The following is a 23,222-nucleotide window of genomic DNA, read 5'->3' as shown; positions in this document are numbered from 1 at the left end:
AAAATCTTGAGTACATTATATGGGCTAGTTGGTTATCCGCTTGGGCATTCACTATCGCCATTGATGCAAAATGATGCCTTTAAACGTCTGAATATGGATGCTCATTATGAAGCTTTTCCAATTGAACCTGTTCATTTTGAGTCAGCCATTGGAGAGCTAAAAGATAAAAACATTCAAGGATTTAATGTCACGATTCCTTATAAAGTTGATATTATGAAGCATTTGGATGAAGTCGATCCATTAGCAAAGGCAATTGGCGCTGTAAATACAGTTGTTAATCAAGATGGCCGTTATATTGGATACAATACCGACGGAGAGGGGTATGTGACGTCTTTACTCAAAGCAGTAGAAGGAAGCTTATCCCCAAAAAGAATTTTAATTATTGGAGCTGGAGGAGCCGCAAAAGCTATTTTTTATACAATTGCAGCTCAGCATGCTCCCGAGGTAATTGCGATATGCAATCGTACCGTCGAAAAAGCAGCTGTATTAGCTAACGAGCTGCCTTTTTCGACGAAAACGGCGGCGATGTCTATTTCTGATGCAGAAAAACAATTAGATACATTCGATATTATTATTAATACCACTTCAGTGGGAATGTATCCTAACGTGGATGAGCTGCCATTAGCACTTACTTTATTGCAAAAAGAAGCCGTAGTCAGCGATATTATTTACAACCCTTTAAAAACAAAGCTTTTAAAAGAGGCTGAAGCAAAAGGGGCAGGCACTCATAACGGTGTCGGTATGTTTGTACTGCAAGGTGCACTTGCATTTGAAAAGTGGACGAACGTCCGTCCTGACGAAGAGGCAATGGAACACATTGTTCTTTCAACACTAACTAAGAGATAAGATACAACGGAGGTTTTTATGTTAACAGGTAAACAAAAACGTTTTTTACGTTCAAAAGCACATCATTTAAATCCAATTTTCCAAGTAGGAAAAGGTGGAGTCAACGAAAATATGATTGGTCAAATTGCTGATGCATTAGAAGCAAGAGAATTATTAAAAGTAAGCATTCTGCAAAACTGTGACGAAGATCGTGATACGGTTGCTGCTCGATTAACAAAAGGAACAAAAGCAGAGCTTGTACAAGTGATTGGAAATACAATTGTATTATATAAAGAATCACGCGAAAATAAGCAGTTAATGCTTCCAAAAGTGAAATGAAATAGAGCGGGGAAACCCGCTCTATTTAAAAATGAAGTAAATTAAAGGAGTCGGGGATTGTTGAAGAGTATTGGAATTTTAGGTGGAACATTCAACCCGCCTCATTTGGGGCATTTAATGATGGCAAATGAGGTTTTGCATGCCTTGAAATTAGATGAGATATGGTTCATGCCGTCGTACATTCCACCTCATAAAACAATCAAAGAGCCTATTGAGCCATATCATCGTTTACACATGCTAAAGCTAGCTATTGAAGAACATGATCAATTTACCCTGCAGCCGATCGAATTTGAGCGCAAAGAGCCTTCATATACATACGATACGATGAGAATACTAACGGAGAAATATCCAACGTATCAGTTTCATTTCATCGTTGGTGCTGATATGGTAGAATATTTGCCGAAGTGGTATGAAATTGATGAATTAGTCAATTTGGTTACATTTGTAGGTGTAAAACGCCCGGGGTATACCATTACGTCCCCTTACCCGATAAAAGAAGTAGAAGTTCCGCAGTTTGATGTCTCCTCTTCCTTTATTCGTGAACGAGTAGTAAAGAAAGAAACCATTCGTTATTTTATACCTGCTGGTGTTAAACAATATATCGAGGAGAATCAATTATATGAATCGAACTGAGGCATTAGAAATCGTAAAGAAACAGTTAACAGAACGCCGTTATATTCATACTGTCGGGGTAATGGAAACAGCAATTGAATTAGCTAAGCGTTTTGAAGCAGACGAAAAAAAAGCAGAACTGGCTGCTATTTTTCATGACTACGCCAAATTTCGTCCAAAGGAAGAGATGAAGCAAATTATTATTGATCAAAACATGAGCCCTTCTTTATTGGAATACAATACCGAATTATGGCATGCTCCAGTAGGCGCGTTTTTAGTGAGAAATGAAGTAGGGATTACGGATAAGGAAGTATTGGATGCGATTGCTTACCATACATCCGGAAGACCTGGCATGACGTTACTTGAAAAAATTGTGTACGTTGCTGATTACATTGAACCCGGAAGAAGATTTCCAGGTGTTGATGAAGTGCGGGAGTTAGCTAAAACGGACTTAAATGCAGCACTTATTCAATCACTGAAAAACACCATTTCTTTTTTAATGACTAAACATCAGGCCGTTTATCCCGATACGATGATGACATATAATGATTTAATCTTAGGAGGTCAAACACATGACTGAACGTGAATTGCTATCTCTTGTTGTAGAAGCAGCAGACGATAAAAAAGCAATCGATATCGTAGCGTTAAATATGGAAGGAATCTCACTTGTGGCAGATTATTTTGTTATTTGTCACGGTAACTCAGATAAACAAGTGCAGGCAATCGCTCGTGAAATTAAAGAAAAAGCACACGAACAAGGCATTTCTGTGAAGCGTTTAGAAGGATTTGAGCAGGCTAAGTGGGTTCTTGTTGATCTTGGAGATGTTGTGGTTCACATTTTCCATAAAGATGAGCGCGGATATTATAACTTAGAACGCTTATGGGGAGATGCACCATTTGTAAGTTCAGAAGAGCTACAGCTATGAGCAGGTACGGAGAATTTGCCTACGTATATGATCAGCTAATGGCAGACGTTCCGTATGACGATTGGGCTGAATTTTTTAATCAGCAGGTGGCAAAAGCGAAAAAAAAGCCTGACAGTATATTAGACCTTGCCTGCGGCACGGGAGAACTCTCCGTTCGATTTGCACAAGAAGGTTTCTCCGTAGTAGGCGTTGATTTGTCTGATGATATGCTTATGGTAGCCCAGGAAAAGGCGGCAGAAGCAGGGTTAACGCTATCTCTTTTTCAGCAAAACATGGCGGAACTTGAGTTATTGAAAGAGTTCGACTGTGTAGTAATCTTTTGTGATTCTTTGAACTATTTGCAAAGTGATAAAGAAGTTCAAGAAACCATTCAACGTGTATATAAGCACTTAAAACCAGGTGGGCTCTTTATATTTGATGTTCATTCAGTGCACAAGATGAAAGACGTATTTGGAAATCAATCTTTTTCTTACGTAGATGAAGACGTGTCATATATTTGGAACTGCACCTATGACGATACAGACACGCGCGTAGAGCATGATATTACGTTTTTTGCTTATGATGAAGAAATGGATGCATATCATCGCTTTGATGAGGTGCATGCTCAGCGCACTTGGTCGATTGACGATTATCAATCATGGCTGAGCGAAGCTGGTTTTATAAATATAGAAGTAAGTGCAGATTTCAAAATGAGTGAGCCTACTTCAAACAGTGAGCGCATCTTTTTCTCTGCGCAAAAAAAAGAAGCCGAGTAGAGGCTTCTTTTTTTGTTTCAAAGCAGGATTTCTACAGAAATTATGGAATAAGACTATCAAACTGATTGTGAACAAGCTCAATGTCTTCGTCAAATTTTTCATGTGTCTTTTGAAATACGTGCACAAACATCTCTCCGAGTTCAGCTTCTAAAACTTTAATACCTTCTCCGGTTACACCGCCTTTTACGCATACTTTATCCTGCAAGGTAGGAAGCGTAAATATTTCTTTTTCCAACAGTTTTCCCATTCCAATAATCATATCACTGGCCATGACGGTAGCTTCTTCTTCAGAAATATTTGTTTCTTGAACTGCTGCATCAATAAAGCGTTGAAGCAAAAAGCTGAAGAATGCAGGACCGCAGCTTACGATATCGGATGATACACGCGTAATCGTTTGATCAATAGCCACAGGCTTTGACATAGATGAAAATAATTCATGTAAATAATTTTGGTAAAAAGGCGTACATCTTTCTCCAAACGTGAAAAGAGAAACACCTGCTAATGCCCGATTCGTAATGCTAGGGATAATTCTAGCTGCTTGACTCGGAATGAGGCGTTCGATTTGTTCTACGCTAATTGGACTGGTAATGGATACAATGCAATGATCTTTCGTCAGCAGTGGTTCTAATTTTATTAAAAGGGGGTGAATATCCAATGGCTTAACACAAATAAAAATGACTTTGGATGCGTGAACAACTTCTTCAGCTGTATCAGCAACATTAATTTTTTTATGCTGCTGTTGAATCTCTTTGGCTCTTTTTTTTGTGCGATTCATAATAGTGATTTTAGAAGGACGTACGGCTTTTGATTCAATAAACGCATCAATTAATATTTTCCCCATGTTTCCTGTTCCGATAAACCCTATGTTCACTGATTCATTCCCTCCTTCAAAAGCCTTTTCTTCTAAACACTATGAAGACGTAATGGAATTTATGACGTTACTTCAAAATTCAAAGGAGTGTACAATTTGACTTTTTCAAAAAAACAATGGCTAATTGGCTGTATTTGTTTAGCAATTGGGTTGGCTTTTTATATCTATCGCACAGGCGGAGAGAAATCGGAAAGTTCTCTTCAAACCTCAGATATGATAAAGGCAGAATCTTCTGCTGCAAAAAAAGAAGGAGAGTCGTCTGATCAAGTAATTTCGAGCCAAGATTCCCCGTTTGTTATGGTGGATATTAAAGGAGCTGTTCAGAAGCCTGGTGTATACCAGCTTCCGAAAGACGCAAGGGTAAAAGATGCTCTAGCACAAGCCGGAGGCGCTACGAAAGAGGCGGACTTAAGACAGCTCAATTTAGCTAGCAAGCTACAAGATGAAATGGCTGTTTACATTCCAGCTACTGGAGAAGAAATCCCGCCTTCATCTCCAGTTTCTTCAATCTCTTCCTCAGGAACTTCAAATGATCAGCCCCTGGTTAATATCAATACAGCGAACACTGATGAACTGCAAACGCTAAATGGAATTGGACCTTCAAAAGCGAGTGCCATCGTTTCATATCGAGAGGAAAATGGCTTGTTTCAAACAGTAGAGGATTTGGGGCAAGTATCAGGTATTGGCGAGAAGTCGCTAGAAAAAATCAAAGCTCAAATTACGGTACAGTAGAGACTTATTGACGAAAAAGGAAAAGAAACGCTACACTATGAAAGAGACAAGTATAATTATAATTATTGAGTTTTAAATAAAAAGGTAGGGAATGAGATGAACCGGATTTCATGGGATCAATATTTTATGGCACAAAGCCATTTGCTAGCCTTAAGAAGCACTTGTGAACGTCTGGCTGTTGGGGCTACAGTGGTGCGTGATAAACGTATTATAGCTGGAGGATACAACGGCTCGATCAGCGGAGGCGTGCATTGTGCTGACGAAGGCTGTTATGTGATTGATGGACACTGTGTAAGAACTGTCCATGCAGAAGTGAATGCACTCTTGCAGTGTGCTAAGTTTGGTGTGAAAACAGAAGATGCGGAAGTATACGTCACGCATTTTCCGTGTTTAAACTGCTGTAAAGCCCTTATTCAAGCGGGAATTAAAACAGTATATTACGCTAATGATTACAAAAATCATCCGTATGCTGTTGAGTTATTTCAACAGGCGGGAGTGAAAACAGCAAAAGTTGAACTTGATGACGCAATCATTGACTTAAAAAGTAAAGAGAAGCTTCAATTTGTGACGGATGTTCTCGCTCGTTTAGAAAAAAGCGGAGCGGACGAAGCAGAAGTGATGAATTTACAGCGTGAAGCTCTCGCTTTGTTTACGGCAAATTAAAGGTAAAAGAGGTTTTTTTCTTGGTAACAGTAAGAAGCCTCTTTCTTTTAAGAAGAAAGGAGCTAAAAGTGAAAGGATATTATATTTACTGTGCTTTTAGCATGATGCTAGCTTTATATGTATATGATAATCATTCCGCTGTAAGCCTGTTTTTGCTAATCGTACTTTTCATTTTTCAATGGCTACAATGTCCGAGGAAAGTGGTTATTACTTCTGCACTGTTGAGTGTTTTGTGCGTCTACCTATTAGCTGAGACAAATAAGCATAACAAAACGGTTCTTTTAACTGAATCTTCTTCTTTTACAGGTGAAATTTCCTCTGTGCCGCATAGTGACGGCGACAAACTTACTTTTAAGTTTACGGTTCAAAATGAAGAGGTCATGGCTTTTTATAAACTAAAAACGTTGGAAGAGAAACAGCAGCTCGAAAAGCTAACGATTCATCAAGTTTGTCAACTAGCGGGGCAATTAACTTCTCCTTCACCTGCTCGCAACCTTCATGCATTTGATTATCAGCAATATTTGTACCATCAGTCTATTCATTGGCAGCTTAACGTCAAGAGACTTGATTTGGTAAAATGCCAGCTCCCCACTCTAACTCCACTTACGTACCTTACCTTTATTCGTCAAAAAGGAATTAATTATATTCAACAAAATATGTCGGATCCAGGCGCTGGGTTTATGCAGGCACTAATTTACGGCGAGCGCACCGGCATCGCAGAAGAGAGTATCAAGCGCTATCAGCAATTTGGTTTAATACACTTGCTTGCCATATCAGGTCTTCATGTTGGACTGCTGACAGCAATGTGTTTTTATTTGCTCATTCGGATTGGAATAACGCGCGAGCGAGCCATTACGCTTTTACTTTTGCTTCTTCCTGTATACATGGTTTTGGCCGGTGGCAGCGCTTCAGTTGTCCGAGCTGTTTTTATGAGTATGCTGATGCTTATATCGATAAAAATACAAAGAAAAATTCTTTTGGTTGATAGCATCAGCCTTGCTTTTATAGCCATGCTGCTTTTTAAGCCGTACTATTTATTTGATGTAGGGTTTCAGCTTTCTTTTGCCGTTAGTTTTGCATTGATTTTATCGAGTCAGACGATTTTACCTCGTTTTCATTCTTCTTTCAGCCAGCTCATGGTTGTTTCAGCGATTGCACAAGTCAGTTCACTTCCTTTATTGTTGTACTATTTTTATGGAGTATCTCTCCTCAGTTTGCCATTAAATATGGTTTTTGTACCGCTGTTTTCTCTTGTTATATTACCTCTTTGTTTGCTCATTCTTTTTGTTCGTATCCTCTTGCCGGGAGTGAGTGAACTGCTGGAGCAGATTCTTCATGTTCTTTTACTTTTTTGTGAAAAATTGCTTGGCTCTTTTGAGTGGATTCCCGCTGGTTTTGTAACGGGAAAACCCCACATTGTGCTGTTTTTGGGCATGTACTTATGCATTTATGCTTTATTTGTGGCGCTCGAAGAAGGAGAATTTTTCGTTCGCTATATGTTTCTTCTCGTGGCATTGTTAGCCGCACAATGTATGTATCCTTATTTGAATCCAAAAGGAACGGTCACAATGGTCGATGTAGGACAAGGAGACTGCTTTATCATTGAGCTTCCTTATCGAAAAGGTGTGTATATGATCGATACCGGAGGAACCGTTTCATTTCCAAAAGAACCATGGCAAAAACGTCGTTCTTCTTTTGACGTGGGAGAAGATGTACTTGTTCCCTTTTTGCATTCAAAAGGAATAACAAGGGTAGATAAAATGATTATTACACACGGCGATTATGATCACGCAGGGGCGGCACAGCATTTATTTTCACAAGTGGCTGTCGGAGAGCTGGTGCTTGGGAAAAAAGCTGAATTAAATGATGTAGAGAATGGCTTGGTGATCGCTGCTCAAAAACAAAGCGTGCCTGTTCAAATTGTTCAACAAGGAGATAGCTGGCAAGAAGGAGGTGTGTTATTTCAGATTATTTCTCCGACAGGTTTCGAAGAAACGAGCAACAATGGCTCAATTGTAATAGACGCTAAGTTAGGAAATTTAAGATGGCTATTCACCGGAGATTTAGAAAAGGAAGGAGAACAAAGAATATTGAAAGACTTTCCAAACCTTAAAGCAGATGTATTAAAAGTTGGGCATCATGGCAGTAAAACTTCAACTTCAGAAGAGTTTGTTCAACATTTAAATCCTAAAGTAGCGCTTGTTTCAGCGGGGCAAAAAAATCGTTATGGTCATCCTCATCAAGAAATATTAGAGCTTCTGAAAAGCTACGGAGTGTATATTTATCGAACGGATGAAGATGGTGGGGTAATGTATGAATTTACAAAAAAGTCAGGAACGTTTTCGCAGCAACTTCCATAGTCTATAGTAAGAAAAACGAACTAAAAAAGACTGCTAAGAAGCAGCCTTGAAGCAATTTTACGAACCCAAGTAGTGAATCACAGTTGCAATAACAAATAAGGCAGTGAAAAAGCCAAATGAAACACCAAATCCTACGGCGGAATCGACAGCGTCGTTGCGTTTACTTTGGACACTTTCTTCAAATTGGTTCATTAACACCCCTCCTGTTTACAGTATAATCTAACTTTTTTTAAAAATCTAGACAATTTAAAAGCGTTTTCACAAACTGACAACAGTTAACAACTATACTTTACGAGCATGAGGAGAAAATAGAGATAAGGGTTTAATCATTAACAAATAAGTAACCTAGGGCTTATATTGTTAATGTTTATCATAAACTGAGGAATTGTCGTTTTAAGGCAATTCCTTTTGTATTGTTGCCAAAAACTCATAACACCTTTACGATAGAAATTGTATTTTGTTTATCAGTAACTATACATAATCAATATAGATGAATAAAAAAGAGGAGCGTATATACGTTGGCAGTTGATAGCTTAAAAAGTATTACCAAAAATAATATAGCCCCCGTTTATTTAATACACGGGGTCAATGCATTTATGAGTAAAAAGATTAGAGATAAAATCGTCGACTATACGTTAAATGAAGAAGATAAAGAATTTAACTTGTCACTATACGATTTAGAAGAAACATCGATTGATCAAGTTCTAGAAGATGCTGAAACGCTTCCTTTTTTAGGAGACAAGCGTGTAGTGGTTGCGAAAAATGCAGCATTTTTAACGGCTGAAAAATCGAAAGATAAAGTCGAGCATGATCTAGCAAAACTGCAGCAATATGTGGAGCAGCCCCCGTCTTTTTCAACGTTAATTCTACTAGCCCCTTATGAAAAGCTGGATGAAAGAAAAAAAATAACAAAATTATTAAAAAAACAAGCAGCTTACATTGAAGCGAACGAATTTGGTGAAAAAGAAATGAAGCAGTGGATTCATAATTTACTTTCAAAAGATGGAGTGAATATGGATGAAGATGCTGTGACGCTGCTTATTCAGCTTGTGGGTCTTAATGTAACGCTTGTAACAAATGAAATTGAAAAAATGGTATTATACGTTGGACAAGACGGAGTCATTACAAAAGAAGTTGTGCTTAAGCTTGTGGCAAAAACGCTTGAACAAAATGTATTTACGCTTATTGACGCTGTTATTCAGCGAAAGGTTTCTACTGCTTTAAATATGTATCAGGATTTACTGCGTAATAACGAAGAGCCTATTAAAATTTTATCTTTGTTAGCGACGCAGTTTCGTTTGATTTATCATACGAAGCAGCTGTCTAGTCAAGGGTACGGTCAGCAGCAAATTGCTCAAACGATTAAGGTTCATCCGTTTCGTGTGAAAATTGCTTTGCAGCAGAGCAGAAGTTTTGAGGAACAGCAGCTTAAAGAAATTTTAAAGGATTTAGCAGAGGCAGATTATGAAATGAAGACGGGGAAAATGGATAAAGCGCTTATTTTACAGCTGTTTTTATTAAAAAGAGCGCAATAAAAAAACGATCCTAATGGGATCGTTTTTGTCTCAATTATGCAGATAAACCGTTAAGTTTTACTGCTAAGCGAGATTTTTGACGAGCTGCAGCATTTTTGTGGATAATACCAGATTGTGCAGCTTTGTCTAATTTTTTAGAAGCAACAGCAAATGCTGCTTTTGCGTTATCTACATCGTTGTTTTCAACTAAAGCTTCAAAGTTTTTGATTGCAGTACGCATAGCTGATTTAGCTTGAATGTTATGAGCACGGCGAGCTTCAGTAGTTTTTACACGTTTGATAGCTGATTTAATGTTTGGCATCCGTTTCACCTCCCGAAATGATAACAATCGAGATTATATAGAACTCGACATTCTTCACAATAAGAACAAAAGATATTTTATCAAACACAAGGACAGAATGCAATAGCCTTGAAAAGGAATTTTATATGACAGAGCTCTCTTTAAAAGCTTGTAGCTGATATTGCGCCCTTCCTTCCACTTTTCATTTCTTAAATGCATGAATCTGCCAGTCCTCGGTGACAATAATTTCAACAAAGATTGTCTAGGAGGTTAAGAAATGGAAAAAGAACTTAATTTAAGTCAATATAGCGTGCGCACGGATTTAGCCGTCGAAGCAAAAGACATAGCGTTAGAAAATCAGCCTAAACCGAATAATCAGTCAGAAATCAAAGGCGTAATTGTAAAAGAAAAAGAAGAACAAGGTGTCAAAATTTCAATGGTAGAAATTACGGAAGAAGGCGCAGAAGCAATCGGTAAGAAAAAAGGCCGATATGTAACCCTTGAATCGGTAGGCATTCGCGAACAGGATACTGAAAAGCAAGAGGCCATGGAAGAAGTATTTGCTAAAGAGCTGAATTTTTTTATTAAAAGCCTCAACATTCCAGATGATGCTAGCTGTCTTGTAGTGGGTCTTGGAAACTTAAGTGTTACACCAGATGCGCTTGGACCAAAGGCAGTAGATAATTTGTTGATTACAAGACATTTGTTTGAGCTACAGCCTGAAAGCGTGCAAGATGGCTTTAGACCCGTTAGCGCCATTGTTCCGGGAGTAATGGGAATGACGGGTATTGAGACAAGTGATATTATCTTTGGCGTTGTAAAGAAAGTGAATCCAGATTTTATCATTGCAATCGACGCGCTGGCCGCTCGTTCGATTGAACGGGTAAATGCTACCATTCAAATTTCAGATTCAGGTATTCATCCGGGGTCTGGGGTTGGAAACAAACGCAAAGAAATCAGTTATGAAACACTTGGCATTCCAGTTATTGCAATAGGTATTCCAACGGTGGTGGATGCTGTTTCCATTACAAGCGATACAATTGACTTTATCTTAAAACATTTTGGCCGAGAAATGAAAGAGCAGGGAAAGCCGTCTAAGTCGCTGCTTCCATCTGGTATGACGTTTGGAGAAAAAAAGAAGCTCACGGAGGATGATTTACCTAATGAAGAGCAGCGTCAAACGTATCTCGGTATGATTGGCACCCTTCACGATGAAGAAAAAAGACGTCTTATTCATGAAGTGCTTGCACCTTTAGGCCATAATTTGATGGTTACGCCAAAAGAAGTGGATATGTTTATTGAAGATATGGCTAATGTAGTTGCAGGAGGACTTAACGCTGCTTTGCATCATGAAGTGGATCAAGAGAACTTTGGGGCATATACTCATTAATACGCTTTTAGATGAATGAGTTCTTCACAATATAGTCATAATGGTTAGTACTACAGAAGATAAAGAAGTAAGGGGCCTAATAATATGATTAAATTTACTTTAAAATCAGTAGTGCTAACCATTTTTTTACTGTGCATTGTATTTTTAGGGATGCAGACGGCTCAGCAAGGGTTGATTAAAATGAAGGGATATAATGACCCTTCGATTGAACATGTTATTAATGTTTCTAAAACGTCAGATGGTCAGGTGGAAGCTGCTGTTTTAGGTTCAAAAAAAGTCGTGAATATTGATGAAAAACAGCAGTTTCTAGAAAAACGAAAGGCTTTTAACTTTTTCTCCTCGCTAGGTCAAAGTTTAGCGGAAGGCGTAAAAAGTACAATAGGAAAAGCTTTTAAGGCTATCCATCATCTTCTTAATTAAAAGCAGAATCTCTTTCTGCTTTTTTGTATGGAAAAATCCCCAATGGAATGCTTATTGAATGTTGACGAATGTGTTGTTATAATTTAGTTTAGTGTATTTTGCCGATTTTCAGTAGGAGTGAAAAAAATATGGATAGAGAAGCAAGATTGAAACGACAATCGAAAATCAGAAACTTTTCGATTATTGCTCATATAGACCACGGTAAGTCAACATTAGCAGACCGTATTTTAGAAAAAACAAATGCGTTAACACAGCGAGAAATGAAAGCTCAGCTTTTAGATTCGATGGATTTGGAACGTGAACGTGGAATTACCATTAAATTAAATGCTGTGCAGCTTCAATACAAAGCAAAAGATGGAGAAGAGTATACTTTTCATCTAATTGATACACCGGGACACGTCGATTTTACATATGAAGTGTCGCGAAGTTTAGCCGCGTGTGAAGGTGCAATTCTAGTAGTAGATGCAGCTCAAGGTATTGAAGCTCAAACACTAGCAAACGTATATTTAGCGCTTGATAACAACCTTGAAATTTTACCTGTCATTAATAAGATTGACCTGCCGAGTGCAGAGCCAGAGCGAGTGCGTCAAGAAGTTGAAGACGTAATTGGATTAGATGCGTCGGAAGCTGTATTAGCTTCAGCTAAAGCAGGAATTGGAATCGAAGAAATTTTAGAACAAATTGTTGAAAAAGTTCCTGCTCCTGAAGGGGATCCAGATGCACCGCTTCAAGCACTAATCTTTGATTCATTTTATGATGCATACCGAGGTGTAGTTGCATCTATTCGTATCGTACAGGGACGAGTAAAAGTAGGCGACAAAATTAAAATGATGGCAACAGGAAAAGAGTTTGAGGTAACGGAGCTAGGTGTGTTAACGCCAAAAGCCGTTGCTAAAGATGAACTTTCTGTTGGCGACGTAGGGTTTTTAACAGCAGCTATTAAAAACGTTGGAGATACGCGAGTAGGGGACACGATTACACTTGCTAAAAATGGAGCAAGTGAACCTCTTCCTGGTTATCGTCGTCTGAATCCAATGGTATACTGCGGACTGTATCCAATTGATACAGCAAAGTATAACGATCTCCGTGAAGCACTAGAAAAGTTAGAGCTAAATGACTCTGCACTTCAGTTTGAACCAGAGACGTCTCAGGCCTTAGGGTTTGGTTTCCGATGTGGATTCTTAGGGTTGCTTCACATGGAAATTATCCAAGAACGTATTGAACGCGAATTTAAAATTGATTTAATTACAACAGCTCCAAGCGTTATTTATGACGTGTATTTAACAGACGAGACTCATCTGTCTGTAGATAATCCGTCTAATATGCCGGACCCACAAAAGATTGAACGTGTGGAAGAACCGTATGTAAAGGCAACGATGATGGTACCAAACGATTATGTAGGTGCTGTGATGGAGCTTTGTCAGAAGAAGCGAGGCAACTTTATTGATATGCAGTACTTGGATGCTAATCGTGTGAGTATTGTATATGAAATTCCACTAGCTGAAATTGTATATGATTTCTTTGATCAATTAAAATCAAATACAAAAGGCTATGCTTCGTTTGATTACGAGCTTATTGGATATCAGCCTTCGAAGCTTGTGAAGATGGATATTCTCTTAAACGGCGAAACGGTCGATGCACTGTCCTTTATCGTACACAGAGATTCGGCGTACGATCGTGGTAAAGTCATTGTAGAAAAGCTTAAAGAGCTTATTCCACGTCAACAGTTCGAAGTGCCGATTCAAGCGGCAATCGGTCAAAAAATCGTCGCGCGTTCAACAATTAAAGCCATTCGTAAAAACGTTTTAGCAAAATGTTACGGAGGAGATATCTCTCGTAAACGTAAACTTCTTGAAAAACAAAAAGAAGGTAAAAAACGTATGAAGCAGGTTGGTTCTGTTGAAGTACCGCAGGAAGCATTCATGGCTGTGCTTCGCATGGACGAAGATTAATAGCTGAAATTCTATTATTTAACATGTCAAATTAGTTTTGAAAATCAAGCTAATCTGATACGATAGTAAAGAGTTTTGAGCGCTGTAAATAAGTGTGAACGAACATAGATAAAAATACCGCAGAGAGACTCTGCGGTATTTTTATCATTTATAAATGTGATTGAGGTGGAAGTCCATGGTGAAGGCAGCATATCTGCATATCCCGTTTTGTCATCATATTTGTCACTATTGTGACTTTAATAAAGTGTTTTTCAAAAATCAGCCCGTTATGCCGTATTTGGAAAGCATGCGAGAAGAAATGAAACAGACAGTCGAACGCTATCCAACAACCAATTTAAACACGATATTCGTTGGGGGTGGAACGCCCACAGCCTTAGATGAACAGCAGCTGGAGTATTTTTTAGAATCGATTCGTATGTACCTCCCTTATGACGAAAAAGGTGAGTTTACATTTGAAGCCAATCCGAATGAATTGACAAAAGAAAAGCTTCAGCTTCTCCATGATTATGGCGTGAATCGTTTAAGCATTGGTGTACAAACGTTTAATGAAAGATTATTGGAGAAAATTGGACGTGTGCATTCAAACAGACAGGTATTTGAATGTGTTGAGCAAGCGAGAAAGATTGGAATGTCGAATATAAGCTTAGACTTAATTTATAGCCTGCCAGAACAAACGGTAGCTGATTTCTCTTCGACGCTTCAAACGGCTTTTTCATTAGAGGTAGAGCATATGTCTGCCTATTCGTTGATTATTGAACCTAAAACGGTATTTTATAATCTAATGAACAAGGGGAAGCTGCCGCTGCCTGCTCAAGAAGAAGAAGCAGCGATGTATGAGCTGCTTATGAAAGAAATGGACAAACAAGGTTTTCATCAATACGAAATCAGTAATTTCGCAAAGCCAGGCTACGAGAGTATTCATAATTTAACATATTGGAACAACGACGATTATTACGGAATTGGCGCAGGCGCACATAGCTATATAGACGGAATAAGACGAGCAAATATTGGACCATTAAAAAAGTACATTGATTCGGTCGAGCAAAACGGAAATGCATATCTCAATGAAGTGAGCGTGACCGAGGCTGAAAAAATGGAAGAAGAAATGTTTTTGGGCCTTCGTAAAACGAAAGGAGTCTCAAAAGAGGAGTTTAAGAAAAAATTCAATCGAGAATTAAAAGATGTATTTGGAGAACCTATTCAAGAATACAAAGAGAAAGGACTTCTGGGTGAAGACAATAGCTCAGTCTTTTTAACACACAATGGTCGATTTTTGGGGAATGAAGTTTTTCAAGCCTTTATTGGGATAATCTAATATCAAATCGTTGACATCGCTATAGTGATTTGGTAATTTATTATTAGATTTAGCACTCAGAGTTTTAGAGTGCTAACAGAGGTGATGAAGCGTGCTTACTGATCGACAGTTATTAATTTTACAAGTCATTATTGATGATTTCATTCGATCTGCGCAGCCGGTAGGCTCTCGAACATTATCTAAGAAAGAAGAGTTTAATTTTAGTTCGGCTACGATTCGTAATGAGATGTCAGACCTAGAAGAACTTGGATTTATTGAAAAAACTCATACTTCTTCAGGGCGCGTTCCGTCTGAGAAAGGTTATCGTTATTATGTTGATCATCTAGTGTCCCCGCAGCACTTGAAAGCAAGCGACGTTTCCACGGTGCGTTCGGTATTCGCTGAACGCATTGTAGAACTGGAGCAGCTCGTTCAAAAGTCAGCGCAAATTTTATCTGATTTAACGAGTTTAACGTCTATTGTGCTAGGACCAAAAGCGGTCAGCCATAAGTTAAAACAGCTGCAGATTTTACCTTTAACGGCTCAGTCAGCTGTTTCCATTATTGTGACCGATACAGGACACGTTGAAAGTCGGACGATTACACTGCCGAGCAGTATTCAACCTTCCGATATTGAAAAAATGGTTAACATTTTAAACGAAAAGCTCATCGGCGTTCGCATTACTGATTTACATGATAAAATGTACAAAGAAGTAGCGACGCTCTTAAAAAGCCACATTCAAGGGTATGAGCAGACGATGGATATACTCAATGATGCATTAAAGCTCAACATGAATGGCAAATTAGTAGTTGGCGGCAAAACGAATATGTTTGCTCAGCCGGAATTTCATGATCTTAATAAAATTCGCGGGCTGTTTAACATTATTGAACATGAACAGCAGTTTTATAAGCTGTTAAGCCCAAATGAGGCTGGCATACATGTGAAAATTGGTCATGAAAATAAATTGAATGAAATGGTAGGGTGCAGCTTAATTACAGCTAGTTATTCCTTTGGTCACGAACAGCTTGGCACAATTGCTATACTGGGACCGACCCGCATGGAATATGCGCGTGTGATTAGTTTGCTTACACTGCTGTCATCAGATATGTCTCAAGTATTAACAAACTTGTATAAAGAATAAAGGAATCGGGTGGAATATATTACTTCCATCCTTTCCCTGTGATAAAATAAAAAACGTTGTTTAAAATGTGAAAATGTGTGTAAACATTTAAGGGAGGTGAATGAATTGTCAAACGAAAAGCAAGTAGAAGAACAAAACGAAGAAGTGGTTGAAGAAGTTCAAACAGACGCTGCTGAAGCAACTGAAGCTGAAGTGTCTGAGGAAGTAAACCCTCTTCAACAAGAAAATGATCAATTAAAGCAACAGCTTGAAGAAGAAGAGAATCGCTACTTACGTCTACAAGCTGATTTCGATAATTTCCGTCGTCGTTCACGTCTCGATGCAGAAGCTGCTCAAAAATACCGTGCTCAATCATTAGTTTCGGATATTTTACCAGCACTTGATAACTTCGAACGTGCATTACAAGTTAACACAGCGGACGAACAAACTAAATCTGTGCTGCAAGGTGTAGAAATGGTATACCGTCAATTAGTAGAGGCACTTCAAAAAGAAGGTGTTGAAGCAATTGAATCAGTCGGGAAAACATTCGATCCATACGAGCATCAAGCAGTGATGCAAGTAGAAGACGATGAATACGAACCGAACACGGTAGTAGAAGAGCTTCAAAAAGGTTACAAATTAAAAGATAAAATCATCCGCCCTGCGATGGTTAAAGTGAATCAATAACACTACATATTATGAAGGAGGTCATTGTCAATGAGTAAGATCATTGGTATCGATTTAGGTACAACTAACTCTTGTGTCGCTGTATTAGAAGGCGGCGAACCAAAAGTAATTCCAAATCCAGAAGGAAACCGTACAACGCCATCAGTTGTGGCATTCAAAAACGGTGAGCGTCAAGTTGGGGAAGTAGCGAAACGTCAAGCTATTACAAACCCTAACACAATTATTTCAGTTAAACGTCATATGGGTACAGACCATAAGGTGGAAGCTGAAGGCAAGCAATACACCCCTCAAGAAATGTCAGCTATCATTCTTCAACATTTAAAAGGTTATGCTGAAGAGTATTTAGGTGAGCCTGTAACAAAAGCTGTTATCACAGTTCCTGCTTACTTTAATGATGCTGAGCGTCAAGCAACAAAAGATGCTGGTAAAATTGCTGGTTTAGAAGTAGAGCGTATTATTAACGAGCCTACTGCAGCAGCACTTGCATACGGATTAGAAAAAACAGATGAAGATCAAACAGTTTTAGTTTATGATCTTGGTGGCGGTACGTTTGACGTATCTATTCTAGAACTTGGCGACGGCGTATTTGAAGTTCGCGCAACTGCAGGTGACAACCGCCTTGGTGGTGACGACTTTGACCAAGTAATCATCGACTATTTAGTAGCTGAATTCAAAAAAGAAAACGGCGTTGATTTAAGCAAAGATAAAATGGCGCTTCAACGTTTAAAAGATGCGGCTGAAAAAGCGAAAAAAGATTTATCAGGTGTAACATCTACACAAATTTCTTTACCATTTATCACTGCTGGAGAAGCTGGTCCTCTTCACTTAGAGGTATCTTTATCACGTGCTAAATTTGACGAGTTATCAGCAGGTCTTGTAGAGCGTACAATGGCTCCTGTGCGTCAAGCTTTAAAAGATGCAGGTCTTTCTGCAAGCGAACTTGATAAAGTAATCTTAGTTGGTGGTTCAACTCGTATCCCAGCGGTACAAGATGCAATCAAAAAAGAAACTGGTCAAGATCCTCATAAAGGTGTAAATCCTGATGAAGTAGTTGCACTTGGTGCAGCAATTCAAGGTGGCGTATTAACTGGTGATGTAAAAGACGTTGTATTACTAGACGTAACCCCTTTATCACTAGGTATCGAAACAATGGGTGGCGTATTTACAAAGCTAATTGAGCGTAATACGACGATTCCAACAAGTAAATCACAAGTATTCTCAACGGCTGCAGATAGCCAAACGGCTGTAGATATTCATGTTCTTCAAGGTGAGCGTCCAATGTCTGCAGACAACAAAACGCTAGGTCGTTTCCAGTTAACTGATATTCCACCTGCACCACGCGGAGTACCTCAAATCGAAGTATCATTCGATATTGACAAAAACGGTATCGTAAACGTTCGTGCAAAAGATTTAGGTACAAACAAGGAGCAAGCTATTACAATTAAATCTTCAACAGGTTTATCAGATGATGAAATCGACCGTATGGTAAAAGAAGCGGAAGAAAACGCAGATGCTGATAAGCAACGTAAAGAAGAAGTGGAACTACGCAATGAAGCAGATCAATTAGTGTTTACAACTGAAAAAACATTAAAAGATCTTGAAGGAAAAGTAGAAGAAGCTGAAGTAACAAAAGCTAACGAAGCAAAAGATGCTTTAAAAGCAGCGATTGAAAAGAATGACCTTGAAGAAATCAAAGCGAAAAAAGATGAACTTCAAGAAATCGTTCAAGCGTTAACTGTAAAATTGTATGAGCAAGCTCAACAAGCTCAGCAAGCAGGTGAACAAGGCGCTCAAAATGATGATGTTGTAGATGCAGAGTTTGAAGAAGTAAACGACGACAAAAAATAATGCATCTTGACGACTAACGTGAATGACGCCATGGTGCGATTCACATCTTTTTAAAAAGTCAAAGTCAAGCTTATTTCTTGGCTTTGACTTTTTTAACGTGGAAAAGCGAAAGGGAAAGTTTTTCACTTGGCTCTCTGCGTGCACGGGAGCAATAGAAAGTAACTTTTATGTTGCTATGGAATTATTAATAATGATACAATTACGTTTATGTGAAACGATTCGGGAGTGAGTATTGATGAGTAAGCGAGATTACTATGAAGTACTCGGTATCAGTAAGAGCGCTACAAAAGATGAAATAAAAAAAGCATACCGCAAGCTTTCTAAACAATATCATCCAGATATTAACAAAGCGGAAGATGCTGCTGACAAATTTAAAGAAGTAAAAGAAGCATATGAAGTATTGAGTGATGACCAAAAAAAAGCACAATACGATCAATTTGGTCATACTGATCCAAATCAAGGCTTTGGCGGCTTTGGTGGAGGCGGCTCAGACTTTGGCGGCTTCGGCTTTGAAGATATTTTCAGCTCGATCTTTGGTGGTGGTGGTCGCAGACGTGACCCTAATGCTCCGAGACAAGGTGCCGATTTACAATACACGATGACACTTTCTTTTGAAGAAGCTGTTTTCGGAAAAGAAACAACAATTGAAATTCCACGTGAAGAAACGTGTGAAACATGTCACGGTTCAGGTGCAAAACCTGGAACAAAAGTCGATACATGTTCGCACTGTAATGGTTCAGGTCAGTTAAACGTTGAACAAAACACGCCGTTTGGCCGCGTGGTAAATCGACGTGCGTGTCATCATTGTAATGGTACGGGAAAAATCATTAAAGACAAATGTGCAACGTGCCACGGTGACGGTAAAGTAACAAAACGACGTAAAATTAATGTTAAAATTCCAGCTGGTGTAGATGATGGTCAACAGCTGCGCGTAAGTGCTCAAGGAGAACCAGGGGTAAATGGTGGTCCTCCGGGAGATTTATACGTAGTGTTCCACGTGCGCACTCATGAATTCTTTGAACGTGATGGAGACGATATCTACTGCGAAATGCCTTTGACGTTTGCTCAGGCAGCGCTAGGTGATGAAGTAGAAGTACCAACTCTACACGGCAAGGTGAAGTTGAAGATTCCTGCTGGTACACAAACGGGAACGAAATTCCGTTTAAAAGGAAAAGGTGTGGCAAACGTACGAGGATATGGTCAAGGAGATCAGCATATTCACGTTCGAGTTGTAACTCCAACAAAAATATCAGAAAAACAAAAACAATTATTGCGTGAGTTCGCTGAACTGAGCGGTCAAGAAGCCGTTGATGAGCAGCATGATTCCTTTTTTGCAAAAGTAAAACGAGCAATTAAAGGAGAATAATTGTCTTTCATAGTAAACAGAGACAGGTTGGTAAAGGTACTTTGCCAACCTGTCATCTGTCATGTTCATATTTAAAATCCTATATTACTGAAGGCAGAAAGGATGAAGTTGGTAGCAATGAAATGGTCTGAAATTTGTATTCATACAGCGCAAGAAGCAATTGAACCCATCTCTCATATTTTACATGAATCAGGAGCTAGCGGGGTAGTCATTGAAGATCCTGCTGATTTAGTGAAAGACAGAGATACAACTTTTGGTGAAATCTACGATTTAAACGTAGAAGACTACCCAGAAGAAGGTGTAGTGATTAAAGCATATCTTCCAGTTAACAGTTTTTTAGCAGAAACTGTGGATGGTATCAAAAAAGAAATTAATGGACTGCTTGTTTACGACTTTGATTTAGGAGCTAACAAAGTTACGATCAGTGAAGTGAACGAGGAAGAGTGGGCCACTGCTTGGAAAAAATATTACCATCCCGTGAAAATTTCAGAGCGTTTTACGATTGTACCAACTTGGGAAAACTATGAAAAAGTAAGCACAGATGAATTGATTATCGAGCTTGATCCCGGAATGGCTTTTGGGACAGGTACGCATCCAACAACGGTTATGTCTCTTCAAGCATTGGAAAGAACAGTGAAAGCAGGAGATACCGTTATTGACGTGGGTACAGGTTCAGGAGTGCTAAGCATTGGCGCAGCTCTGTTAGGAGCAAGTAATGTACAAGCTCTAGACCTTGATGAAGTAGCGGTACGTTCTGCTCGCGAAAATATTGAACTAAATCAAGTTGGGAACGTCGTAACAGTAGGTCAAAACAACTTATTGCAAGGTATAGAAGGACCGGTTGACATTGTTGTGGCGAATATTCTAGCTGAAGTAATCGTTCGTTTTGTAGACGATGCTGCAAAGGTATTAAAGCCAGGAGGCATGTTCATTACATCAGGTATTATTAGTGCGAAAAAAGAAGATGTCAAAAAAGCGTTAACGGGAGCGGGCTTTGTTATTCAAGAAGTAACGCTTATGGAAGACTGGGTAGCAATTATTGCGCAAAAACAAGCTTAACAAGTGAGAAGGTGTCAAGATGCAACGTTATTTTCTGCCAAATGATCAATTTCAAGAGCAAAGTGTCATAGTGACACAGGATGATGCCCATCATATCTCACGCGTCATGAGAATGAATGAAGGATCACAGTTTATTGCCTGTAATGAACAGGGGCAAGCTGCTTTGTGTGAAATTGAAAATATTTCCGCTAACGAAGTGAAAGCATCTATTATAGAATGGATAAGCGAAGAAAAAGAGCTTCCAGTCCATGTTACAATTGTGAACGGTCTGCCTAAAGGGGATAAGCTCGAGCTTATTATCCAAAAAGGGACAGAACTTGGGGCGTATAAGTTTATCCCTTTTATTGCGGCTCGTTCAGTTGTTAAATGGGATGATAAAAAGAGTCAAAAAAAAGTAGATCGCTGGAACAAGATTGCTAAAGAGGCTGCAGAACAATCTCATCGTACGATTGTACCAGCAGTAGAAGCCCCAATTTCTTTTAAAAAACTAGTAGAAATTAGCGGTGACTATACTCATAAAGTTGTAGCCTATGAAGAAAGAGCAAAGCAAGGAGAAACATCTCATCTGCACGCTGTTCTTTCGGCTTTAAAACCCGGCCATTCCGTGCTTGTGGTTGTAGGCCCCGAGGGTGGTTTGACCGAGCAGGAAGTAGGAGTATTAGAAGAAAATAAATTTACAATAAGCGGATTTGGTCCGCGGATTTTACGAGCAGAAACAGCTCCTTTATATGCGCTGTCTGCTATATCTTATCAAACTGAGTTAATGAGGTGACGATTATGTCAACAGTTGCTTTTCACACGCTAGGGTGTAAAGTAAATCACTATGAAACAGAAGCAATTTGGCAATTGTTCAAAGGCCAAGGCTATGAGCGTGTTGAATATGAACAAGCTGCCGATGTATATGTAATTAATACATGTACGGTAACAAATACAGGAGATAAAAAAAGCCGTCAAGTTATTCGCAGAGCTGTGCGGAAAAATCCAGATGCGGTTATTTGTGTAACTGGGTGTTATGCTCAAACTTCGCCAGCTGAAATTATGGCCATTCCTGGTGTTGATATCGTAGTAGGTACACAAGATCGCGTTAAGATGCTTGATTATATTGAACAATTTAAAAAAGAGCGTCAGCCGATTAACGGCGTAGGAAACATTATGAAAACACGCGTATATGAAGAGCTAGATGTACCGGCTTTTACAGACCGTACGCGTGCTTCATTAAAGATTCAAGAAGGCTGTAACAACTTCTGTACATTCTGTATTATTCCATGGGCGCGCGGTTTAATGCGATCTCGTGATCCTAAAGAAGTAGTAGCACAAGCGCAGCAGCTAGTGGATGCGGGCTATAAAGAAATCGTGTTAACAGGTATTCACACTGGCGGATACGGAGAAGACATGAAAGATTACAATCTTGCCCAGCTTCTTCGTGATTTAGAGTCTCAAGTAAAAGGATTAAAACGCATTCGTATTTCGTCAATTGAAGCAAGTCAAATTACGGACGAAGTGATTGAGGTACTAGATCAATCAGAAATGGTTGTACGTCATTTGCATATTCCTCTTCAATCAGGTTCAAATACGGTATTGAAGCGCATGCGTCGTAAGTATACAATGGAGTTCTTTGGTGAGCGCTTAAACCGTCTGAAAGAAGCTCTTCCTGGATTAGCGATTACATCCGATGTTATTGTTGGCTTCCCAGGTGAAACAGAAGAAGAGTTTATGGAGACGTATAACTTTATTAAAGAGCACGGTTTTTCAGAGCTTCATGTATTCCCGTATTCTAAACGTACAGGTACGCCAGCGGCTCGTATGACCGACCAAATTGATGAAGAAGTAAAAAATCAACGTGTGCATCGTTTAATCGAACTTTCAAATCAATTGGCAAAAGAATATGCTTCAACGTTTGAAGGAGAAGTACTAGAAGTAATTCCGGAAGAAAAATATAAAGAAGACCCTGAAAGTGGTTTATACGTAGGATATACCGATAACTACTTAAAGGTTGTGTTTAAAGCGTCTGAAGAAATGGTTGGAAAGCTTGTAAAAGTTAAAATTACAAAAGCTGGATATCCGTACAATGAAGGTGAGTTTGTTCGCGTGCTAGATGAGGTTCATCTTCAAGATCAGGTAAAAATGAGCTCATAACACTTATTGGAAAGCTGCGTGTTTACGCAGCTTTTTTCATACGTATAAAACA

24 protein-coding genes are annotated in these 23,222 nt (G+C 39.0%); 21 read left to right on the top strand and 3 right to left on the bottom strand.

Features of this window, described 5'->3' with window-relative positions; translation table 11 throughout:
* Positions 1–6 precede the first annotated feature (6 nt).
* From aroE to BG04_RS07970, 6 genes are read left to right on the top strand one after another with little or no spacing between them, the layout of a single operon-like run.
* Positions 7–846 (top strand): shikimate dehydrogenase, encoded by an 840-nt coding sequence (aroE, locus tag BG04_RS07995; RefSeq protein WP_034648845.1) that lies wholly within the window; start codon positions 7–9, stop codon positions 844–846.
* Positions 847–864: 18 nt separating this feature from the next.
* Positions 865–1,164 (top strand): ribosome assembly RNA-binding protein YhbY, encoded by a 300-nt coding sequence (gene yhbY / locus BG04_RS07990; RefSeq protein ID WP_013059260.1) that lies wholly within the window; start codon positions 865–867, stop codon positions 1,162–1,164.
* A 60-nt stretch (positions 1,165–1,224) separates the two neighbouring features.
* Complete coding sequence (locus tag BG04_RS07985; protein ID WP_013085073.1) at positions 1,225–1,797, top strand: nicotinate-nucleotide adenylyltransferase; 573 nt, start codon at positions 1,225–1,227, stop codon at positions 1,795–1,797.
* Entirely contained in the window at positions 1,784–2,356 is a 573-nt protein-coding gene (gene yqeK, locus BG04_RS07980; protein WP_034648849.1) for a bis(5'-nucleosyl)-tetraphosphatase (symmetrical) YqeK, read from the top strand. Before BG04_RS07985 ends, yqeK begins: the two co-directional genes overlap by 14 nt.
* Positions 2,349–2,702, top strand: coding sequence for a ribosome silencing factor (rsfS, locus tag BG04_RS07975; RefSeq protein WP_013085071.1), 354 nt, complete (start codon positions 2,349–2,351; stop codon positions 2,700–2,702). The genes yqeK and rsfS overlap by 8 nt, the downstream gene beginning before the upstream one ends.
* On the top strand, positions 2,699–3,457 hold the full coding sequence (locus tag BG04_RS07970) for a class I SAM-dependent DNA methyltransferase (protein ID WP_013085070.1): 759 nt from the start codon (positions 2,699–2,701) through the stop codon (positions 3,455–3,457). Before rsfS ends, BG04_RS07970 begins: the two co-directional genes overlap by 4 nt.
* Positions 3,458–3,497: 40 nt before the next feature.
* On the opposite strand, the gene comER is transcribed toward BG04_RS07970, so the two are convergent.
* A complete protein-coding gene (gene comER / locus BG04_RS07965; protein WP_013085069.1) occupies positions 3,498–4,328 on the bottom strand; it encodes a late competence protein ComER in 831 nt (276 codons plus the stop codon).
* Positions 4,329–4,424: 96 nt separating this feature from the next.
* Here comER and BG04_RS07960 point away from each other — a divergent pair, with 96 nt between their 5' ends.
* The 3 genes from BG04_RS07960 (at position 4,425) to BG04_RS07950 (ending at position 8,083) form a co-directional block, all read left to right on the top strand.
* Positions 4,425–5,060 (top strand): helix-hairpin-helix domain-containing protein, encoded by a 636-nt coding sequence (locus BG04_RS07960; RefSeq protein ID WP_034648853.1) that lies wholly within the window; start codon positions 4,425–4,427, stop codon positions 5,058–5,060.
* A 96-nt stretch (positions 5,061–5,156) separates the two neighbouring features.
* Entirely contained in the window at positions 5,157–5,723 is a 567-nt protein-coding gene (locus BG04_RS07955) for a ComE operon protein 2 (RefSeq protein WP_013085067.1), read from the top strand.
* A 68-nt stretch (positions 5,724–5,791) separates the two neighbouring features.
* Positions 5,792–8,083, top strand: a complete 2,292-nt coding sequence (locus BG04_RS07950; protein WP_034654976.1) for a DNA internalization-related competence protein ComEC/Rec2 — start codon at positions 5,792–5,794, stop codon at positions 8,081–8,083.
* 57 nt (positions 8,084–8,140) lie between these two features.
* Here the strand turns inward: BG04_RS07950 and BG04_RS29615 are convergent, their stop codons facing one another.
* Positions 8,141–8,275 (bottom strand): YqzM family protein, encoded by a 135-nt coding sequence (locus BG04_RS29615; protein WP_013059251.1) that lies wholly within the window; start codon positions 8,273–8,275, stop codon positions 8,141–8,143.
* A 326-nt stretch (positions 8,276–8,601) separates the two neighbouring features.
* Between BG04_RS29615 and holA the strand changes: the two genes are divergently transcribed.
* Positions 8,602–9,618, top strand: coding sequence for a DNA polymerase III subunit delta (gene holA, locus BG04_RS07940; protein WP_013059250.1), 1,017 nt, complete (start codon positions 8,602–8,604; stop codon positions 9,616–9,618).
* 34 nt (positions 9,619–9,652) lie between these two features.
* Here holA and rpsT read toward each other — a convergent pair whose 3' ends face one another.
* Positions 9,653–9,919: a 30S ribosomal protein S20 gene (gene rpsT / locus BG04_RS07935; RefSeq protein ID WP_013059249.1), complete on the bottom strand. Its 267-nt coding sequence runs from the start codon at positions 9,917–9,919 to the stop codon at positions 9,653–9,655.
* Positions 9,920–10,175: 256 nt separating this feature from the next.
* Between rpsT and gpr the strand changes: the two genes are divergently transcribed.
* From gpr to mtaB, 11 genes are all read left to right on the top strand, one after another.
* Positions 10,176–11,288: a GPR endopeptidase gene (gene gpr, locus BG04_RS07930; protein WP_034648856.1), complete on the top strand. Its 1,113-nt coding sequence runs from the start codon at positions 10,176–10,178 to the stop codon at positions 11,286–11,288.
* An 84-nt stretch (positions 11,289–11,372) separates the two neighbouring features.
* Positions 11,373–11,708, top strand: coding sequence for a DUF3679 domain-containing protein (locus BG04_RS07925; protein WP_013085063.1), 336 nt, complete (start codon positions 11,373–11,375; stop codon positions 11,706–11,708).
* A 128-nt stretch (positions 11,709–11,836) separates the two neighbouring features.
* The gene (lepA, locus tag BG04_RS07920; RefSeq protein ID WP_013059246.1) at positions 11,837–13,660 is read left to right on the top strand and encodes a translation elongation factor 4; all 1,824 of its coding nucleotides are present in this window, start codon (positions 11,837–11,839) and stop codon (positions 13,658–13,660) included.
* A 175-nt stretch (positions 13,661–13,835) separates the two neighbouring features.
* Complete coding sequence (gene hemW / locus BG04_RS07915) at positions 13,836–14,975, top strand: radical SAM family heme chaperone HemW (protein WP_016765599.1); 1,140 nt, start codon at positions 13,836–13,838, stop codon at positions 14,973–14,975.
* 91 nt (positions 14,976–15,066) lie between these two features.
* Positions 15,067–16,095: a heat-inducible transcriptional repressor HrcA gene (hrcA, locus tag BG04_RS07910; protein ID WP_034648859.1), complete on the top strand. Its 1,029-nt coding sequence runs from the start codon at positions 15,067–15,069 to the stop codon at positions 16,093–16,095.
* Positions 16,096–16,200: 105 nt separating this feature from the next.
* Positions 16,201–16,761 (top strand): nucleotide exchange factor GrpE, encoded by a 561-nt coding sequence (gene grpE, locus BG04_RS07905; protein WP_016765598.1) that lies wholly within the window; start codon positions 16,201–16,203, stop codon positions 16,759–16,761.
* Positions 16,762–16,791: 30 nt separating this feature from the next.
* Positions 16,792–18,609, top strand: coding sequence for a molecular chaperone DnaK (dnaK, locus tag BG04_RS07900; protein WP_013059242.1), 1,818 nt, complete (start codon positions 16,792–16,794; stop codon positions 18,607–18,609).
* A 235-nt stretch (positions 18,610–18,844) separates the two neighbouring features.
* Entirely contained in the window at positions 18,845–19,975 is a 1,131-nt protein-coding gene (dnaJ, locus tag BG04_RS07895) for a molecular chaperone DnaJ (RefSeq protein WP_013059241.1), read from the top strand.
* Positions 19,976–20,092: 117 nt separating this feature from the next.
* Positions 20,093–21,034: a 50S ribosomal protein L11 methyltransferase gene (gene prmA, locus BG04_RS07890; protein WP_013085059.1), complete on the top strand. Its 942-nt coding sequence runs from the start codon at positions 20,093–20,095 to the stop codon at positions 21,032–21,034.
* A gap of 19 nt (positions 21,035–21,053) precedes the next feature.
* Complete coding sequence (locus tag BG04_RS07885) at positions 21,054–21,806, top strand: 16S rRNA (uracil(1498)-N(3))-methyltransferase (RefSeq protein ID WP_034648864.1); 753 nt, start codon at positions 21,054–21,056, stop codon at positions 21,804–21,806.
* Positions 21,807–21,811: 5 nt separating this feature from the next.
* Positions 21,812–23,170 carry a tRNA (N(6)-L-threonylcarbamoyladenosine(37)-C(2))-methylthiotransferase MtaB gene (gene mtaB, locus BG04_RS07880; protein WP_034648865.1) on the top strand — a complete coding sequence of 453 codons (1,359 nt, stop codon included), beginning with the start codon at positions 21,812–21,814 and terminating at the stop codon, positions 23,168–23,170.
* Positions 23,171–23,222 lie beyond the last annotated feature (52 nt).

It is taken from the genome of Priestia megaterium NBRC 15308 = ATCC 14581, from assembly GCF_000832985.1.
GTDB lineage: Bacteria > Bacillota > Bacilli > Bacillales > Bacillaceae_H > Priestia > Priestia megaterium.
Note: the sequence above shows the minus strand (reverse complement) of the source record. Positions and strands in the feature narration are given on the sequence as shown.

Coding starts and splice junctions, on each gene's coding strand:
- prmA (WP_013085059.1), top strand. CDS start 20,093: ATGAAATGGTCTGAAATTTGTATTCATACAGCGCAAGAAGCAATTGAA.
- BG04_RS07970 (WP_013085070.1), top strand. CDS start 2,699: ATGAGCAGGTACGGAGAATTTGCCTACGTATATGATCAGCTAATGGCA.
- dnaJ (WP_013059241.1), top strand. CDS start 18,845: ATGAGTAAGCGAGATTACTATGAAGTACTCGGTATCAGTAAGAGCGCT.
- hemW (WP_016765599.1), top strand. CDS start 13,836: ATGGTGAAGGCAGCATATCTGCATATCCCGTTTTGTCATCATATTTGT.
- mtaB (WP_034648865.1), top strand. CDS start 21,812: ATGTCAACAGTTGCTTTTCACACGCTAGGGTGTAAAGTAAATCACTAT.
- BG04_RS29615 (WP_013059251.1), bottom strand. CDS start 8,275: ATGAACCAATTTGAAGAAAGTGTCCAAAGTAAACGCAACGACGCTGTC.
- gpr (WP_034648856.1), top strand. CDS start 10,176: ATGGAAAAAGAACTTAATTTAAGTCAATATAGCGTGCGCACGGATTTA.
- dnaK (WP_013059242.1), top strand. CDS start 16,792: ATGAGTAAGATCATTGGTATCGATTTAGGTACAACTAACTCTTGTGTC.
- BG04_RS07955 (WP_013085067.1), top strand. CDS start 5,157: ATGAACCGGATTTCATGGGATCAATATTTTATGGCACAAAGCCATTTG.
- BG04_RS07925 (WP_013085063.1), top strand. CDS start 11,373: ATGATTAAATTTACTTTAAAATCAGTAGTGCTAACCATTTTTTTACTG.
- rsfS (WP_013085071.1), top strand. CDS start 2,349: ATGACTGAACGTGAATTGCTATCTCTTGTTGTAGAAGCAGCAGACGAT.
- yhbY (WP_013059260.1), top strand. CDS start 865: ATGTTAACAGGTAAACAAAAACGTTTTTTACGTTCAAAAGCACATCAT.
- rpsT (WP_013059249.1), bottom strand. CDS start 9,919: ATGCCAAACATTAAATCAGCTATCAAACGTGTAAAAACTACTGAAGCT.
- lepA (WP_013059246.1), top strand. CDS start 11,837: ATGGATAGAGAAGCAAGATTGAAACGACAATCGAAAATCAGAAACTTT.
- BG04_RS07885 (WP_034648864.1), top strand. CDS start 21,054: ATGCAACGTTATTTTCTGCCAAATGATCAATTTCAAGAGCAAAGTGTC.
- yqeK (WP_034648849.1), top strand. CDS start 1,784: ATGAATCGAACTGAGGCATTAGAAATCGTAAAGAAACAGTTAACAGAA.